The 14,338-nt window shown below is 70.0% G+C and carries 15 protein-coding genes and 1 tRNA gene; 8 read left to right on the plus strand and 8 right to left on the minus strand.

All coding sequences use genetic code 11. The features are described 5' to 3' along the window. Positions 1–38: 38 nt before the first annotated feature. Genes AB0J90_RS14505 through AB0J90_RS14515 form a run of 3 tightly spaced genes read right to left on the minus strand, consistent with a single transcriptional unit; the run spans position 39 to position 2,780 of the window. Positions 39–1,502 (minus strand): PP2C family serine/threonine-protein phosphatase, encoded by a 1,464-nt coding sequence (locus tag AB0J90_RS14505; protein ID WP_363595864.1) that lies wholly within the window; start codon positions 1,500–1,502, stop codon positions 39–41. Continuing rightward, positions 1,499–1,981: an FHA domain-containing protein gene (locus tag AB0J90_RS14510; RefSeq protein ID WP_326561947.1), complete on the minus strand. Its 483-nt coding sequence runs from the start codon at positions 1,979–1,981 to the stop codon at positions 1,499–1,501. Before AB0J90_RS14510 ends, AB0J90_RS14505 begins: the two co-directional genes overlap by 4 nt. Positions 1,982–1,985: 4 nt before the next feature. Continuing rightward, a complete protein-coding gene (locus AB0J90_RS14515) occupies positions 1,986–2,780 on the minus strand; it encodes a DUF3662 and FHA domain-containing protein (RefSeq protein ID WP_363595866.1) in 795 nt (264 codons plus the stop codon). Between the two features lie 240 nt (positions 2,781–3,020). Between AB0J90_RS14515 and AB0J90_RS14520 the strand changes: the two genes are divergently transcribed. The 6 genes from AB0J90_RS14520 (at position 3,021) to AB0J90_RS14545 (ending at position 8,340) form a co-directional block, all read left to right on the plus strand. Further along, positions 3,021–3,106: transfer RNA gene (locus AB0J90_RS14520), tRNA-Leu, on the plus strand. Positions 3,107–3,228: 122 nt separating this feature from the next. Next, a complete protein-coding gene (locus AB0J90_RS14525; RefSeq protein WP_363595868.1) occupies positions 3,229–4,302 on the plus strand; it encodes an NAD-dependent epimerase/dehydratase family protein in 1,074 nt (357 codons plus the stop codon). 106 nt (positions 4,303–4,408) lie between these two features. Beyond that, entirely contained in the window at positions 4,409–5,215 is an 807-nt protein-coding gene (locus tag AB0J90_RS14530) for a WecB/TagA/CpsF family glycosyltransferase (RefSeq protein ID WP_363595870.1), read from the plus strand. A 164-nt stretch (positions 5,216–5,379) separates the two neighbouring features. Further along, entirely contained in the window at positions 5,380–6,807 is a 1,428-nt protein-coding gene (locus AB0J90_RS14535) for a hypothetical protein (RefSeq protein ID WP_363595871.1), read from the plus strand. After that, positions 6,804–7,583 (plus strand): 3-ketoacyl-ACP reductase, encoded by a 780-nt coding sequence (locus tag AB0J90_RS14540; protein ID WP_363595873.1) that lies wholly within the window; start codon positions 6,804–6,806, stop codon positions 7,581–7,583. Before AB0J90_RS14535 ends, AB0J90_RS14540 begins: the two co-directional genes overlap by 4 nt. 142 nt (positions 7,584–7,725) lie before the next feature. Then, a complete protein-coding gene (locus AB0J90_RS14545; protein WP_363595875.1) occupies positions 7,726–8,340 on the plus strand; it encodes a hypothetical protein in 615 nt (204 codons plus the stop codon). Here AB0J90_RS14545 and AB0J90_RS14550 read toward each other — a convergent pair. The 3 genes from AB0J90_RS14550 to AB0J90_RS14560 all read right to left on the minus strand — a co-directional run bounded on the left by AB0J90_RS14550 (position 8,308) and on the right by AB0J90_RS14560 (position 10,099). Continuing rightward, positions 8,308–8,718 carry a hypothetical protein gene (locus tag AB0J90_RS14550; RefSeq protein ID WP_363595877.1) on the minus strand — a complete coding sequence of 137 codons (411 nt, stop codon included), beginning with the start codon at positions 8,716–8,718 and terminating at the stop codon, positions 8,308–8,310. The two genes, AB0J90_RS14545 and AB0J90_RS14550, sit on opposite strands and share 33 nt — an antisense overlap. A 305-nt stretch (positions 8,719–9,023) precedes the next feature. Then, positions 9,024–9,245, minus strand: coding sequence for a DUF397 domain-containing protein (locus AB0J90_RS14555; protein ID WP_363596255.1), 222 nt, complete (start codon positions 9,243–9,245; stop codon positions 9,024–9,026). Continuing rightward, on the minus strand, positions 9,221–10,099 hold the full coding sequence (locus tag AB0J90_RS14560; protein ID WP_326561939.1) for a helix-turn-helix transcriptional regulator: 879 nt from the start codon (positions 10,097–10,099) through the stop codon (positions 9,221–9,223). The genes AB0J90_RS14555 and AB0J90_RS14560 overlap by 25 nt, the downstream gene beginning before the upstream one ends. Before the next feature lie 577 nt (positions 10,100–10,676). On the opposite strand from AB0J90_RS14560, the gene AB0J90_RS14565 reads away from it, so the two are divergent. Next, complete coding sequence (locus tag AB0J90_RS14565) at positions 10,677–10,979, plus strand: hypothetical protein (RefSeq protein ID WP_326561938.1); 303 nt, start codon at positions 10,677–10,679, stop codon at positions 10,977–10,979. 265 nt (positions 10,980–11,244) lie between these two features. Further along, on the plus strand, positions 11,245–11,715 hold the full coding sequence (locus AB0J90_RS14570) for a hypothetical protein (protein ID WP_363595879.1): 471 nt from the start codon (positions 11,245–11,247) through the stop codon (positions 11,713–11,715). Between the two features lie 45 nt (positions 11,716–11,760). On the opposite strand, the gene AB0J90_RS14575 is transcribed toward AB0J90_RS14570, so the two are convergent. Continuing rightward, positions 11,761–13,434: a PASTA domain-containing protein gene (locus AB0J90_RS14575; RefSeq protein ID WP_363595881.1), complete on the minus strand. Its 1,674-nt coding sequence runs from the start codon at positions 13,432–13,434 to the stop codon at positions 11,761–11,763. A gap of 136 nt (positions 13,435–13,570) precedes the next feature. Beyond that, positions 13,571–14,266 carry a PASTA domain-containing protein gene (locus tag AB0J90_RS14580; RefSeq protein WP_363595883.1) on the minus strand — a complete coding sequence of 232 codons (696 nt, stop codon included), beginning with the start codon at positions 14,264–14,266 and terminating at the stop codon, positions 13,571–13,573. Between the last annotated feature and the right edge of the window lie 72 nt (positions 14,267–14,338).

Genomic DNA, 14,338 nt, shown 5'->3' on the forward strand with positions numbered 1-14,338 from the left:
CAGTCACGATAAGTCCCTCGGATCGTTCGATCTCACGGTCACTCGGGCGACCGGCATCCCGCCGGGTCGGGGGTGGCCGGCGGAAGCGTGTCGGACGGGAACGGGTCGGGGCTGGCGGAGTCGGTCGGGGCCGCGGGCGCGGTCGGGCTGAGCCCGACCCCCGGCAACGTCGGGGTGGGGGTGACGCCGTTCGGCGTCGGCGTGCCCGGAGGTGGTGGGACCGGCGCGGTCGGGCTCCCGGTGATGTCGGCCGACGGGGAAGGGCTCGGCGGACAGGTCGGCTTGAGGTTCGGGTTGCCCGGTTCGTCGAGCGTCAGCTCGGAGAGCAACCGTTCCGCATCCGGCTCGTCATCGGCCTGGATCCCCTGCTTGACCTGCTCCTGGGCGGCGTTGGTCAGGTCGTCGAGCTTGGCCCGGCTGGTCGCGTGCACGCTGGAGAGGTCCAGTCCGGCGATCTGGCCCGGCACACCGCGGAAGACGGCAAGCTGCCCGCTCTCCGTGGCGCCGACGTAGAACTGCCGCTGGCTGTAGGTCCAGCCGCCCCAGAGACCGCCGCCGAGGATGCCGGCCAGCACGATCAACTGCACCGCCGTACGCAGCGGTCGGCGGCGAGGCCGGTCGGAGTCGTCGTCGTTCCCGGAGGCGTTCGCCGGCTCGGGAGTGGCCGGGCGCGGTGGGGTGAGCGCCGAGGCGCGGGCGGCCGGGGTGGAGTCGTCGGCCGACGTCGCCATGCCCCGGTCACGGGCGGCGGCACCGCCCACGATCGGCGTGGCCTCCAGGATGTCCTGGTCGGTGGCGTCGGCGATGACCACGGTGATGTTGTCCGGGCCGCCGCCGCGCAGGGCGAGCTGGACCAGCCGCTCCACACACTGCTGCGGGTCGGTGTACTCGCGCAGCGTCTGCCCGATGGTCTCGGCGCTCACCACGCCGGACAGACCGTCGCTGCAGATCAGGTAGCGATCACCGGGCAGCACCTGCCGGACCGAGTATTCCGGGTCGATGTCGCGTCCGTCGAGAGCCCGGGTGAGCAGCGACCGCTGCGGGTGGCTGCTCGCCTCCTCCAGCGTGATCCGGCCCTCGTCGACGAGCATCTGGACGTAGGTGTCGTCCTTGGTGATCTGGCCGAACTCGCCGTCGCGCAGCAGGTACGCGCGCGAGTCGCCGATGTGCACCATGCCGATCTTGCTGCCCGAGAACAGCGTCGCGGTCAGGGTGGTGCCCATACCCTCCAGGTGCGGGTTGGCATCCACCGTGTCTCGGAGTTGCTGGTTGGCGGTATCGACGGCGGAGCGCAGCGCGTCGACCAAGGCATCCCCGGGGACGTCCTCGTCGAGCGGCGCCATCGCACCGATGACAATGTTGCTGGCGACGTCACCGGCGGCCATGCCGCCCATGCCGTCCGCCACGGCGAGTAGCCGCGGACCGGCGTAGACGGAGTCCTGGTTTCCGTCTCGGATCAGACCGCGGTCGCTGTGGGCCGCATAGCGCAGGGTCAGAGTCATGGCCGTAACTCGAGAGAAGTGCGGCCGATCCGGATCGGCACGCCGAGGGGGACGGGGGTTGGTCCGGTGACCTTAGCGCGGTCGAGGTACGTGCCGTTAGTCGAGCCGAGGTCTTCGACGAACCACTGGCCTGAGCGGGGCACCAGTCGGGCGTGTCGGGCCGAGGCATAGTCGTCGGTAATCACCAGGGTGGAGTCCTCCGCACGGCCGATGGTGATCTGCCCCTCGCCGAGGGTGATCCTGGTGCCGGCCAGTTGACCGGCGGTGACGACGAGTTGATGGGCCGCCCTGCCACGCTTCACCTTCGCCGGCTTGCCCTGCCCGGTCACCGCGCCGACCCCCCGTGGCGCCGCTACCAGACGACTGGACCGGGCGCCCGCGAAGAGGTCTCGACGGATCACCCCCACCACGGTGAAGACGAAGATCCAGAGCAGGACGATGAACCCGAATCGGGCGACGGTGATGACGAAGGGCGCCAAGTTTTTAGCCGTCCACTCGGAACGTGAGGGTGGTCGTCCCGAGCTGGACCATGTCGCCTGGGTTGAGCGCCACCGCCGAGACCCGCTGGCCGTTGACCATCGTCCCGTTGGTCGAGCCGAGATCGGTAAGCACAACCTGGGCGCCGTCGAAGTCGAGCCGGGCGTGTCGGCGGGAGATGCCGACGTCGGGCAGACGCAGGTTGGCCTGGTCGCCCCGGCCGATCACGGTCGAACCCATCTGCAGCGGGTAGCTGCGCCCGTCGCCGGAGACCAGCCGCACGTTGCGACCGCCGCCGTGGCCGGGCGGCGGGCCGTAGCCACCACCCTGCTGCTCGTACGGCGGGTAGCCGCCCTGTCCTGGCTGCTCGTACGACTGCTGCTGCACCGGCGCGACATCGCCACCGGTGTAGACCTCGGCCGTGACCCGGAACATGCCGGTGTCCAGCCCGTCGCCGCGCTCGATCTCGACGATCACGTCGCCGTAGACCGTCCACGCCTGCTCGCCGATGAACTCGGCCTGCGACTGGGCCAACTCCTGGGCCAGTGCGGCGGCGTACGGCGCGAGCCGACTGTGGTCGTACGGCGAGAGATCGATCACGTAGCGGTTGGGCACGAGGGTGCGCCCACCAGCCAGGATCGCCTTGTGCGCCTCTGCCTCCCGCTGCATCGCGTTGAGGATCTCCACTGGGTGGACGACCCCCTTGAACACCTTCGCGAAGGCCCCCTCGACCAGGCCTTCCAGACGCTTCTCGAAGCGTTGCAGCACGCTCACCGGCTCCTCCTCGGGTCCCGAGGACATGATGGTATCCGGCCGTCGCACATGCGGCTCGCATGCCGCTCGGCCGTCTGCTGCCGGCCCGTACTTGAGGGCCGGAGTCCTCGTGCTAGTGTTCCATGCGCCGCAAGCGGTAACGCCCACGGTCGCAGTACGAACAGCGTAATATGTCCCGGCGTCGGTTGAAGAACTGGCTGGGATAACCTGAAGTTGGTAGGGCCCAGGCACGACGAGGGCGGAGCAATCTGTCCGGGCATCGTGCACGGGGGAGTGGCGGAATGGCAGACGCGCACGGTTCAGGTCCGTGTGCCCGAAAGGGCGTGGGGGTTCAACTCCCCCCTTCCCCACCAACACGAAGGGCTCCGCGTTCACGCGGGGCCCTTCACTCATGTCCGGGCGCGAATGCCCGAGCCTGGTCGGTGCCGCGTTATGCTCCGATGGTTTCCGGTTGCCGAGGATCCTGGAGTGTCGTGTGAGTGTCGCGCTGGTGACCGGATCAGGTGGTCTGATCGGATCCGAGGCGGTCCGGCACTTCGCCGGACTGGGTCTCGACGTAGTGGGCATCGACAACGACATGCGCCGGCAGTTCTTCGGCGCCGAGGCCTCTACCGCGTGGAACGTACTGCGGCTTACCAGTGACCTCGGCGCGGCGTACACGCATCGGGACGCCGACATCCGCGACCGGGACGCGCTGGCGGAGATCTTCCGCCGCTACGGCCGCGAGATCTCGGTGGTGATCCACACCGCGGCGCAGCCGTCGCACGACTGGGCGGTCCGGGACCCGTTCACCGACTTCGACGTGAACGCCGGCGGCACCCTGAACGTCTTGCAGAACGTGCGCGAGAACTGCCCGGAGGCGGCGTTCATCCACTGCTCGACCAACAAGGTCTACGGCGACCGGCCGAACAGTCTGCCGTTGATCGAGCAGGAGACCCGCTGGGAGATCGACCCCGGGCACCCGTACGCGGACGGGATCAAGGAGGACATGTCGATCGACGGCACCCTGCACTCCGTCTTCGGCGCCTCCAAGGTCGCCGCCGACGTGATGGTGCAGGAGTACGGCCGCTACTTCGACATGCGTACCGCCTGCTTCCGTGGCGGCACGCTCACCGGCCCGGCGCACTCCGCCACCGAACTGCACGGCTTCCTCGCGTACGTGATGCGCTGCAACATGGAACGCCGGACGTACAAGATCTTCGGGTACAAGGGCAAGATGGTGCGGGACGCGATCCACAGCCACGACGTGGTGAACGCGTTCGAGGCGTTCTACCGCAACCCGCGTTCGGCCGCGGTCTACAACCTCGGTGGCGGGCGCCACTCGAACTGCTCCCACCTGGAGGCGTTCGCGCTGGCCGAGCAGATTTCCGGCCAGTCGATGATCACCGAATACCGTGACGAGAACCGGGTCGGTGACCACCAGTGGTGGATTGGTTCCAATGCGTCGTTCCAGGCCCACTACCCGGACTGGAAGCAGATCTACGATGTGCCGATGATCCTGCAGGAGATCTACGAAGCCAACGTGGACAAGTGGATACCCCAGGCATGACGGCACGCGTTCAGGCCGCACCATGAACGGGTACGCAAAGGCGCCAGCGCCATGAGTCAGCTCAGTCACGGGGATCACGGCGCCGAGGGCGCAGCGAGGGAACGCGATGATCTCCGAGGGTAAGCGGAACGTGCTCGGCGTACTGGTGGACGTGATCGACTACGACGCCGCGGCAACCGAGGTGATCTCCGCCGCACGCGAGCGAAGGCCGTTCGCGCTGACCGCGCTGGCCGTACACGGTGTGATGACCGGCGTGCTGGATCCGCCGCACAACGCGAGGCTCAACTCGTTCGACGTGGTCACACCGGACGGCCAGCCGGTCCGCTGGGCGCTCAACCTGCTGCACGGGGCCGGCCTGGCCGACCGCGTCTACGGACCGACCCTCACGCTGCGCGTCCTGTCCCGCGCCGCCGACGCCGGCCTGCCGGTCTACCTGTACGGCTCGACCGAGGCGACCCTGGCCCGGCTGGTGCCGGCGCTGGAGCAGCGCTTCCCGGCACTGAAGTTCGCCGGGGTGGAGCCGTCCAAGTTCCGTCAGGTACGGCCGCACGAGGAGAACGAGATCGCCGACCGGATCCGCGCCTCGGGGGCCAGGGTCGTCCTGGTCGGGCTCGGCTGCCCCCGCCAGGAGGTTTTCGCGTACGCGATGCGTCCGCTGCTGGACATGCCGCTGCTCGCCGTCGGTGCCGCGTTCGACTACCACGCCGGGCTGTTGCGCAAGCCGCCCGAGTGGATGCAGCGGGCCGGGCTGGAGTGGCTCTGGCGGCTCGGCCTGGAGCCGAGGCGCCTGTGGCAGCGCTACCTGGTGCTGAACCCGGCCTACCTGGCCCGCCTGGCCGCCCAGAAGACGAAACTCTGGCGCGCCACCCCACCACCCCCCGCCACGGAACTCCCCCCCACCTTCTCCGTCTAACTCCGCCGCCCGGGGGTACTGGGCCGCACATGTAGGGAAAGAGTGCCTATTCCGACCGGCGTAGGCACTCTTTTTCTACATCTGGCGCTGGTCGGGATGGGGCGTTTCGGGCGGGCGGAGCCCGGGTCTAGGTTTTGGGCAAGCGCTTTCCTATGCTTGCCCACATGATGAGGAGCGACGAGGAGCTGACCCCCGGGCGGCTGATCCCCAAGATCGAACGTCTCTGGGCGCTATCGGCCGAGAAGATCGATTCGATCGAGCAGAGTTGCCCCGCGGGTTCGCCGTCGCCGGTGTTCACCGTCGAGGGCCGGTACACCGCCCGGGGCTGGACCGAGTGGACCCAGGGCTTCCAGTACGGTTCCGCGCTGTTGCAGTACGACGCCACCGGCGATCAGCGCTTCCTCGACATCGGCCGCGAACAGACCGTCGCGGTGATGGCCAGCCACGTCAGCCACATCGGCGTACACGACCACGGGTTCAACAACGTCAGCACGTACGGCAACCTGTGGCGGCTGATGAACGAGGGGCGGATCCCGGACGACCGGGGCGAGCGGCACTTCTACGAACTGGCGCTGAAGCTCACCGGCGCGGTGCAGGCGGCCCGGTGGCGGGACACCGCCGACGGCACCGGCTACATCTACTCCTTCAACGGCCCGCAGTCGCTCTTCGTCGACACCATCCGCTCCTGCCGGGCGCTGGGCGTGTCGCACCTGCTCGGACACGTGCTGATGGGTGAGCGGGACGAGCGGATCTCGCTGCTCGGCCGGTTGATCGAGCACGCGACCAACACCGCCAGGTGGAACGTCTTCTACGGCGAGGGCCGGGACAGCTACGACATCTCCGGTCGTACGGCACACGAGTCGATCTTCAACGTCAACGACGGCAGCTACCGGTGCCCGAGCACCCAGCAGGGCTACTCCCCGTTCAGCACCTGGACCCGAGGACTGGCCTGGGCCATGCTCGGCTTCCCCGAGCAGCTCGAATTCCTCGCCGTGCTGCCGGACGAGGCGTTCGAACCGTACGGCGGGCGGGCACAGGTCGAGTCGACGCTGCTCCGGGCCGCCATCGCCACCTGCGACTTCTACCTGGCCCACACCCCGGTCGACGGCATCCCGTACTGGGACACCGGTGCTCCGGGACTGGCCAGGATGGGCGACTACCTGGACCACCCGGCGGACCCGTACAACGCACACGAACCGGTGGACTCGTCGGCGGCGGCGATCGGCGCGCAGGGGCTGCTCCGGCTCGGCCGGTACCTCACCTCGGTCGGGCGGGTGGCCGAGGGGCAGCGCTACTGGCAGGCCGGGCTGACCGTCTGCGACACCCTCTTCGACGAGCCGTACCTGAGCACCGACGTACGGCACCAGGGACTGATCCTGCATTCGGTCTACCACCGGCCGAACGGTTGGGACCACGTGGCGGCCGGGCAGCGGGTGCCGAACGGCGAGTCCAGCATGTGGGGCGACTACCACGCCCGTGAGCTGGCCCTCTACGTCCAGCGGGTGGCCCGCGACGAGCCGTACTACACCTTCTTCGGTCCGGTCGCGGCCTCCGTACCGGCGATCGCGACCCCGGTCGGGGCGGCCCGATGAGCCGGCGGCCGGTCGCGATCGTCACCGGTGGCTCCCGGGGCATCGGGCGCGGCATCGTGCTCTCGCTCGCCGGGGCCGGCTACGACGTGGTGGTCAACTACGCCAGCAACGCCGACGCCGCCCGCGAGGTCGGCAAGGAGGTCGAAGCCCGGGGCGGCCAGGCCCTTCCGGTACGGGCCGACGTCTCGCAGCGGGCCGACCGGCAGCACCTGGTGGACCAGACCGTCGACACGTTCGGCCGGCTCGACCTGCTGGTGAGCAACGCGGGCGTGGCTCCGAACGTACGGGCGGACCTGCTGGACGCGGAGGAGGAGTCCTTCGACCGGCTGATCGAGATCAACCTCAAGGGCCCGTACTTCCTGACCCAGCTCGCCGCCCGGGTGATGATCGAGCAGCAGGCGGCCGGGATCGTCACCAATCCGAAGATCGTCATCGTCTCGTCGGTCAGCGCGTACGCGGCCAGCGTGAACCGTGGCGACTACTGCGTCAGCAAGGCCGGACTGGCGATGACCGCCCAGCTCTACGCGGCCCGGCTCGCCGAACACGGGATCAACGTGTACGAAATCCGACCCGGCATCATCGAGACCGACATGACCGGCGGGGTGAAGGCCCGGTACGACGATCTCATCTTCAACCAGGGGCTGACGCCGATCCGCCGCTGGGGCCAGCCCGACGACGTGGGCCGAGCGGTGGTCGCGGTCGCCACCGACCTGCTCCCGTTCAGCACCGGGCAGGTCATCGACGTCGACGGCGGCTTCCACCTCCGTACGCTGTGACTTCCGCGCCGGCTCCGGGTCGCATCCCGGAGCCGGCGCCGCTGGATGCTCCGGCCAGCCCTACCCCTACTGGACGAACTCCGGGGGCGGCCCAGGGCACGGCCCTGATTCCCCGGGTGCGTGACTGGGCAATCCTGGATTCATGGATTTCGACCTGGTCGTGCTGACCGCGGTGGCCCTGGTGTGGCTGACCGCCGGCATCGTCGCGGACGGACTGCCGCAACTGGACAGTCCCCGCGCGCTGCGTCGCCGTACCACCTGGTTGCTGGCCATGACGATGACCGGGCTCGGGGCGATGGCCGTGCTCGGGCTGGCCGCGCTGATCGCGGCAGGTCCGACGGTGGCCGACCGGGCGCCGCTGGTCCTGGTGCTGTCCGCCGTGCCGGCCACGGCAGTGGCGTTGCTGACCGTACGGCGGCTGCGCCGGCTGCGGGCCGGTGCCGGCGCTTTCGCCGCGGCGCCGGATGCCCCGGTCCCGCCCGTGCTCCGGGCCGGTGCGGCGCATCCGATGATCGCGCTGCCGCTTCAGGTGGCCGGGCTGGTGACGCTGCCTGCGTTGGCCGCGTCCACTTCGGTCGTCCCGCTGAACGCACCGGCCCTGACCGGGTTCGCGCTCACCGCGGGCCTGGCCGTGGTGAGCTTCATCGGCGTACGCCACGCGCTGCGCCACAGTCGGCTGGCGGAAGGCTCTGTCGCGGTACGCCCGGCGGTGCCGTCGTCGTCCTCAGCGCGGACGACCCGCGTCCTGCACGTATAGCAGTTCCAGAATTGCCCGAGCGGCCTCGAACCACCGGTCCAGCCATTCCTGTCGAGGCATCGAGCCCTTCGACGGCAATTCGAGCAGCAGCCCGCGCAACAATGGGTGGTCGACCAGTGACTCCACTTTCGGGTCAGTCCAGTCCGACTCCGGAAACACCGGCTCGGTGAGCCCGCCCAGATCCAGCGACGGGAGTTTCGGCGGCCGGTCGGCCGGTGCGGCCGATCCCAGGTCGGCCATCCCACCGTGAGAGCCGAGGTCCTGGCCGGGAGGGCCGTCGTCGGTCAGTACGCCGTCCCGTCGGGCACCACGGTACTTACCGGCGAGCCGGTCCGGCTTCACCGAACCGTTGCCCAGGTTTTCCGACCCAATCGTCATACGTGTCGCCTGCCTCGCTCCGTCGCGAACCCGCGCGGCGGGTTGGCTCAGCGGATGCCGCGCCGTCTGGTACAACGACGCGGGCCGACGGTGGCGACGGCGTCACCAGGATCAGTGGCCGACCGAACCCGCGGTGACCTGCGGTGGAGCACCCGCGACCCGGAGCACGCACGGAAGCGCCGGTGCCCTACGGAGCCCGACCGGCGGCGGCCCACCCATCACCTCCCGGGCGGGCGGCCCGGACATGGAGAGCGCGGGCACCCGAGGGGTGACCGCGCTCAAAGTGGCCCGCATGGTGCGTCTGACTAGCCCAGGTCGAACTCGCCGTCCTTGGCACCGCCGACGAAGGCGTCCCACTCGTCCGGCGTGAAGATCAGGGCTGGCCCGGCCACGTTCTTCGAGTCACGAACGGCGATCGCGCCACTCACGAAGGCCACCTCGACGCAGTTGTCGCAGTTCGGCCCGCTGCGCGAGCTCTTGTACCAGGCTGCGCGGGTGAGGTCTACGCGAAACCCCTTTGTCTCCACTTCTTCCACAATGGCTCCTCTGCCAACTTCGCAATAAGAGCTACGGAATCCTCCGGGCGGATTGCCGCTGCTCGAATATGATCGAAAATAAAGGCGTACTTCTGCAATTCGTCGGGCTTTTCCAGGAATAGTCCGCCCGTGGCATTTTCGGCGTACACCACCGGCGGGTCGCCCGGCTCCGGAAAGTCGAGAATCGTAAAGGTGCCGTCCATACCGGCATGCGCGCCGACGTCGAACGGCAGGATCTGGATCGTCACATTCGGCTGATCGGCCGCTTCCACCAGTCGCTTCAGTTGGTCGCGCATGACCTCGTCGCCACCGACCGGCCGACTCACCACCGTCTCATCGAGCACCACCCACACGTCGATCGGATCGTCTTGGTGCAGTAACGACTGACGACTCAACCGGACACGGACCCGCTGCTCGACTTCGTCCGCGGTGATGTCCGGACGGGCGGATCGGATCATCGCCTTGGCATAGTCCTCGGTCTGCAGAAGACCCGGCACGACCTGCTGCTCGTACGCCCGGATCGAGCCGGCAGCGGCCTCGAAGCCGACGTATGCGCTGGTCAGTACGGTGCTGTAGGAGGCCCACCAACCCTTCTGCCGAGCCTCCCGGGCGATCTGGAGCAGGTCCTCGCTCTCGGCACCGACGATGCCGTAAATGCTGATCATGTCGCGTACGTCACGAACGGTGGCGGTGGTATGACCTGTCTCAATACGTGAGATCTTCGATTGCGAGCATTCCAGCCGCTCGGCGACCACCTCGATTGTCACTCCGGCCGCCTCCCGGAGCCGACGCAACTCAGCTCCCAGTCGGCGGCGGCGGATTGTCGGGCTCCGGCGCTCAGACACCGGGTCACCTCCGGTCGATCGCGCATGAGTTCTGCCCGCCGCGGTGCGCGACCGTCTGGGCGGCGGGCGATCAGGTTCGCGGCGGGGAAAACACACACGTCAGCCGGCCGCGGCGGCGGAGACGGCCCCAGTCTGCCGGGTCCACACGCGACACATCAAGCATCCCCGGCACCCGGCGCGCAAGAGCCATGCTGCAACTTGCATTGATCACGCTCTTCGTGCACCCTGTCCGTATGGCTCGGGTTACTCAGCGTTTCGATCTAGCGAGGTCGTGCACCGGCCCTCCCTGCATACCGGACGGGGCCGCCCTCCGCGCTATCACCCCGGGACAAACTCCGGGGTAATGACCCCGCCGCTGTACGTCATGCGGCTACGGCGGCTGGCGCGGTCCCGGAGTCGACGGGTGTTGGCCGGGCCGGTGCCCCGGGTCGGACCCGGTCCGGACCCGGCTCGGCCAGCACCCCATCCCTCCGCTGCGGGCGGCGGGATACCGCGGGCACCCGACATCCCACCGGCCCCCGCGGCCAAGCTCACCAGCTCAATCGTCCAACCAAGGTCAGTTCGGACAGGAGTCGATGTGCTTCCTCCCCGCTCAGGTGACGTCCTCCAGGTGACCCGCGCGGCGAGCGTCCAGTTCGCCGAGCCGATCCTCTTCCGCGTGATCCGGGCGCACGACTGGCCCACCTATGACGGCTGGATCTGGCTCGACGGATACGAACTCAACACGGCACTGGACGCGGTCGCCCGCCGCTCGATCTTCGTACAGCTCGACGGGCTGCGTGCGGTCCGGTTGACCGCACCCGCGGCCCGGCACGTCAACGCCGGACCACGCACGGTCCCGGGACGCAACGCGTCGCCGATCCGGGTACGCGTGGGCTGACCGGCCACCAGCATCGCCCGCCGCTCGGGCGGCTCCTTCCCGCTGCGCCTGCTCGCCGCCCGCGACCCGCCGGTGCCGGTCACGAACACCGACATCCGGCCCGTTCCGCCGGTGCCGCAGGGCTCACCCCCATAGACTCGGGAAGACCGTACGGCTCACAAATCAGGCGAGTCGGACGGCGAACGGCCCGTACGCGAGTCCCCGAACCGCAGGGGTGGCCATGGCCACGAGATCCGGCGATCGGCACCGCCCGACGCTGCCCGTCTTGCTCGTTCCCGTACTCGCCATGCTGCTCGGCGGCATGGCAGCAGGCTGCGGGAGCGCAGTAACCCGCTCCCTCGGCCCGGCCGCCCTACCCGCGCCCGCACCACATGGGCAGACCGCCGACACCGGGACCGCGTGGCCGTCGTACCCGTGGCCGGACCCGCTCCGGTCACCCACACCGCACGCGTGGCCGGCACCGCTGCCACCCACCGCCGTACCCGACCGGTCCACGGTGCCACCGGACGTGGTCGTCCCGGTCCCATCCCCGGTCGGTCCGACCACCCCCGCTGGTGGTGCCGGTGGCTCGGCTCCGTTCGCCACCCGGTCGAGCGCCCACACCACCGGCCCCGGACAGGCCACCGATCGGCTTCCCGACGGCTACCAGCGTTCACTGCTCTACTCGGGTCTGCTCGGGCTCGCCATCGCGGCGATCGGGCTGACCATCGTCGGCCGGCGTCGCCGACTCTGGTGACGTCCGTCGACTCCGGTGATCGCCATCGGCGGCGGATCCTGCTGGTCAGGCGGTCGGTGTCGGATCAGGTGTGACCGGTGCCCCGGTCGTCGGCGCCGCGGTCGGGGTCGGCGTCGGCGGGGCCGGCGGCTCCGCAACGGTCAGGGTGACCTGCGATCCGACGGCGATGGGCGAACTCGGCCGAGGGTCGCAGGCGATGACCGTGCCCGGTGGCCGGTTCGACTCGCGAAACTGCACCTGGAACGGGAGCCCCGCCTGGTCGAGCAGGGCCTGGGCATCCTCCTGGCTCAGCCCGATGACCGGCGGCACCGTGACGATGCTCGGAGAGGTCTCGCTCGGTGTCGGCGCAGCCGTGGTCGGCGCCGCCGAGGTTGCCGCTGGGGTGGCGGTCGGGCTCGGCGACGGACTGACCGGGGCAGGTCCGTTCCCGCCCGGATTCGCCTGTGCGATCAGCCAGATGGCGAACGCCAGCACACCGAGCAGGACCAGCGCGATCACTCCCACGAGAATGGGGAACCACCAGCGCCGGTTGGACCGCCCGTCATCACCCGGCCACTCGGCGGGCGCCGGTCCCCGTACGCCGGGCGGCGGCACCGGTGGCACCCCCGCCCGCCCCGACCAGGCTCCGCCCGGAGGTTGGCCGCCGTCGCGGACCGCCGGGAACGTCGCCGTACGGCTCAACCCGTCGGACGTACGCCGCGGCAGCTTGGCCGTCACGTCGTTCGCCGGCCCGCCCGGCGGGCGCGGAATCGCCATGGTCTGATCGCTCTCCGGGCCGGACGTCCTGCCCGGCAACGGCATCGTCTCGTCGCCGCCCGGTCCGGCGGGCGGACGGGGCAACGCCATCGTCTGGTCGCTCGGCCCACCCGCGGCAGGAGGCAGCGCCACGGTCTCGTCGCCACCGGAGGGGGCGGCAGGAGGCAGCGCCACGGTTTCGTCGGCACCCGAGGGGACAGCCGGAGTCGGCAGCGCCTGCGTCTCGTCGGTGCCCGGACCATCGGCCGGACGCGGCAACGCCACCGTCTCGTCAACGCCCGGACCAGCGGCCGGACGCGGCAACGCCACCGTCTCGTCAACGCCCGCGTCGGCGGGGGGACGCGGCAACGCCAGCGTCTCGTCGCTCGCGGGGGCCGGTGACGGGGGCAACGCCATCGTCTCCTCGACACCCGCGGCGGCGGACGGGCCGGGCAACGCCACGGTTTCGTCGACGTCGGACGTGGCAGGCGGCGTGGGCAGCACCTGGGTCTCGTCCGCGCCGGGACCGGACGATCCACTCGGCAACGCCACCGTCTCGTCGCCGGACGAACCAGCCCGGTCGGTGGACGAAGCGGCGGGCGTGCCTGGCAGAACCACCGTTTCGTCGCTTGCTGGCCGCCCGGTCGGCTCCTCCGACGCGTCGACCGCCTCGACCGGCTCCTCGACCTGCCCTTCCGAGTCCCCGACAGACTCCTTCGTCTCGTCCACGGGCTCTGGGGTCCCGGCAGACTCGTCCGCCTCGTCGGTCGGCTCCGGAGTCCCGGCCGGCTCGTCCACGGGCTCGGCAGACCCGGCAGGATCGGCTTGCTCGGGCGCGACTCGCGCGCCATCGTCCGCCTGGTCCGCGGACTCAGCCGGTGCGCCGGGCTCGTTCGCCTCGTCGGTGGGCTCCTTCACCGGCCGGGTCGGCTCGGCCGGAGGCTCTTCGGGCACGTCCCGTGGCTGTTGACCGTCCTTCGCCATGGCAACGTCCTCTCCCCGACAAACTGCGCCCGTCCAATTTATCCGGCTGCTCGATCAGTCAGCCGCCGCACCACCGAAAGCGGACACCGTCTCCGGCCGGGCCACCCGAGGCCCGGTCGGACGACCGGGCAACCGGTCAGGTGGCCGCGGGGGTGGGCTGTCCCGGCAGGTTCGGCACGTTGCCGCAGTAGATCACGATCTTCTCGTTCCACCGGCGCTTCTCGTTCGGCCCCGGGTCCTGCCGCAGCACCGGGCCACTCTTGCCGCTGCGGTACTCGATCTCGAATCCCGAGTCGACCAGCACCGCCTTCGCCTGGTCGCAGGGGAGGCCGGTCACCTCCGGTACGTCCGTCAGCGGAGCCGCCCCCGACACGTACACCTTCACGGCGGTGCCCTTGCGGACGTTCGCGCCGCCGGGAGGATCGGTACGCACCACCGTCGGATCCTCACCGGAGTCACCGAAGATCAGGGTCCAGCCGAGCCCCTGGTCGCGCAGGTCCTGCCGTACGCGTTCGAAGCTCTGCCCGGTCAGGTCGGGCAGCGCGAACTGACCGGCCGGTGCCTTCGACGTCGGCGCGGTCTTCGGCGGCGAGGTGGGCGGGCGGGTCTTCGTCTTCGTCGGGGACGGGCCGACGGTGCTGCTCACCTCCGGGCCGGCGCCGGTGGTCGGATCGTTGCCCTCGCTGTTGGCCAGTGCCCAACCGCCGACCGCGCCGATGGTGGCGAGCAGCACCGTGGCCACCGCCGCGCCGGCGACCATCGCCCCTCGGCGGGGCCGGTCCGGTTGCTCGACCGGCGACGAGGTCTGCCAGCTCGCGTTCCCATCCGTCATGTCGACCACTGCCTCACCATCCGGGCACCGAACCGCCCGCCGACAATCACCATCTGACGGATGAAGTGTGCT

It is taken from the genome of Micromonospora sp. NPDC049523, from assembly GCF_040676775.1.
GTDB lineage: Bacteria > Actinomycetota > Actinomycetes > Mycobacteriales > Micromonosporaceae > Micromonospora_G.

Bases quoted from the DNA above. Each gene is read 5' to 3' on its own strand.
- AB0J90_RS14515 (WP_363595866.1), bottom strand. From the start codon at position 2,780: ATGTCCTCGGGACCCGAGGAGGAGCCGGTGAGCGTGCTGCAACGCTTC.
- AB0J90_RS14550 (WP_363595877.1), bottom strand. From the start codon at position 8,718: ATGACGATTGGGTCGGAAAACCTGGGCAACGGTTCGGTGAAGCCGGAC.
- AB0J90_RS14530 (WP_363595870.1), top strand. From the start codon at position 4,409: ATGATCTCCGAGGGTAAGCGGAACGTGCTCGGCGTACTGGTGGACGTG.
- AB0J90_RS14580 (WP_363595883.1), bottom strand. From the start codon at position 14,266: ATGACGGATGGGAACGCGAGCTGGCAGACCTCGTCGCCGGTCGAGCAA.
- AB0J90_RS14545 (WP_363595875.1), top strand. From the start codon at position 7,726: ATGGATTTCGACCTGGTCGTGCTGACCGCGGTGGCCCTGGTGTGGCTG.
- AB0J90_RS14535 (WP_363595871.1), top strand. From the start codon at position 5,380: ATGATGAGGAGCGACGAGGAGCTGACCCCCGGGCGGCTGATCCCCAAG.
- AB0J90_RS14540 (WP_363595873.1), top strand. From the start codon at position 6,804: ATGAGCCGGCGGCCGGTCGCGATCGTCACCGGTGGCTCCCGGGGCATC.
- AB0J90_RS14575 (WP_363595881.1), bottom strand. From the start codon at position 13,434: ATGGCGAAGGACGGTCAACAGCCACGGGACGTGCCCGAAGAGCCTCCG.
- AB0J90_RS14505 (WP_363595864.1), bottom strand. From the start codon at position 1,502: ATGACTCTGACCCTGCGCTATGCGGCCCACAGCGACCGCGGTCTGATC.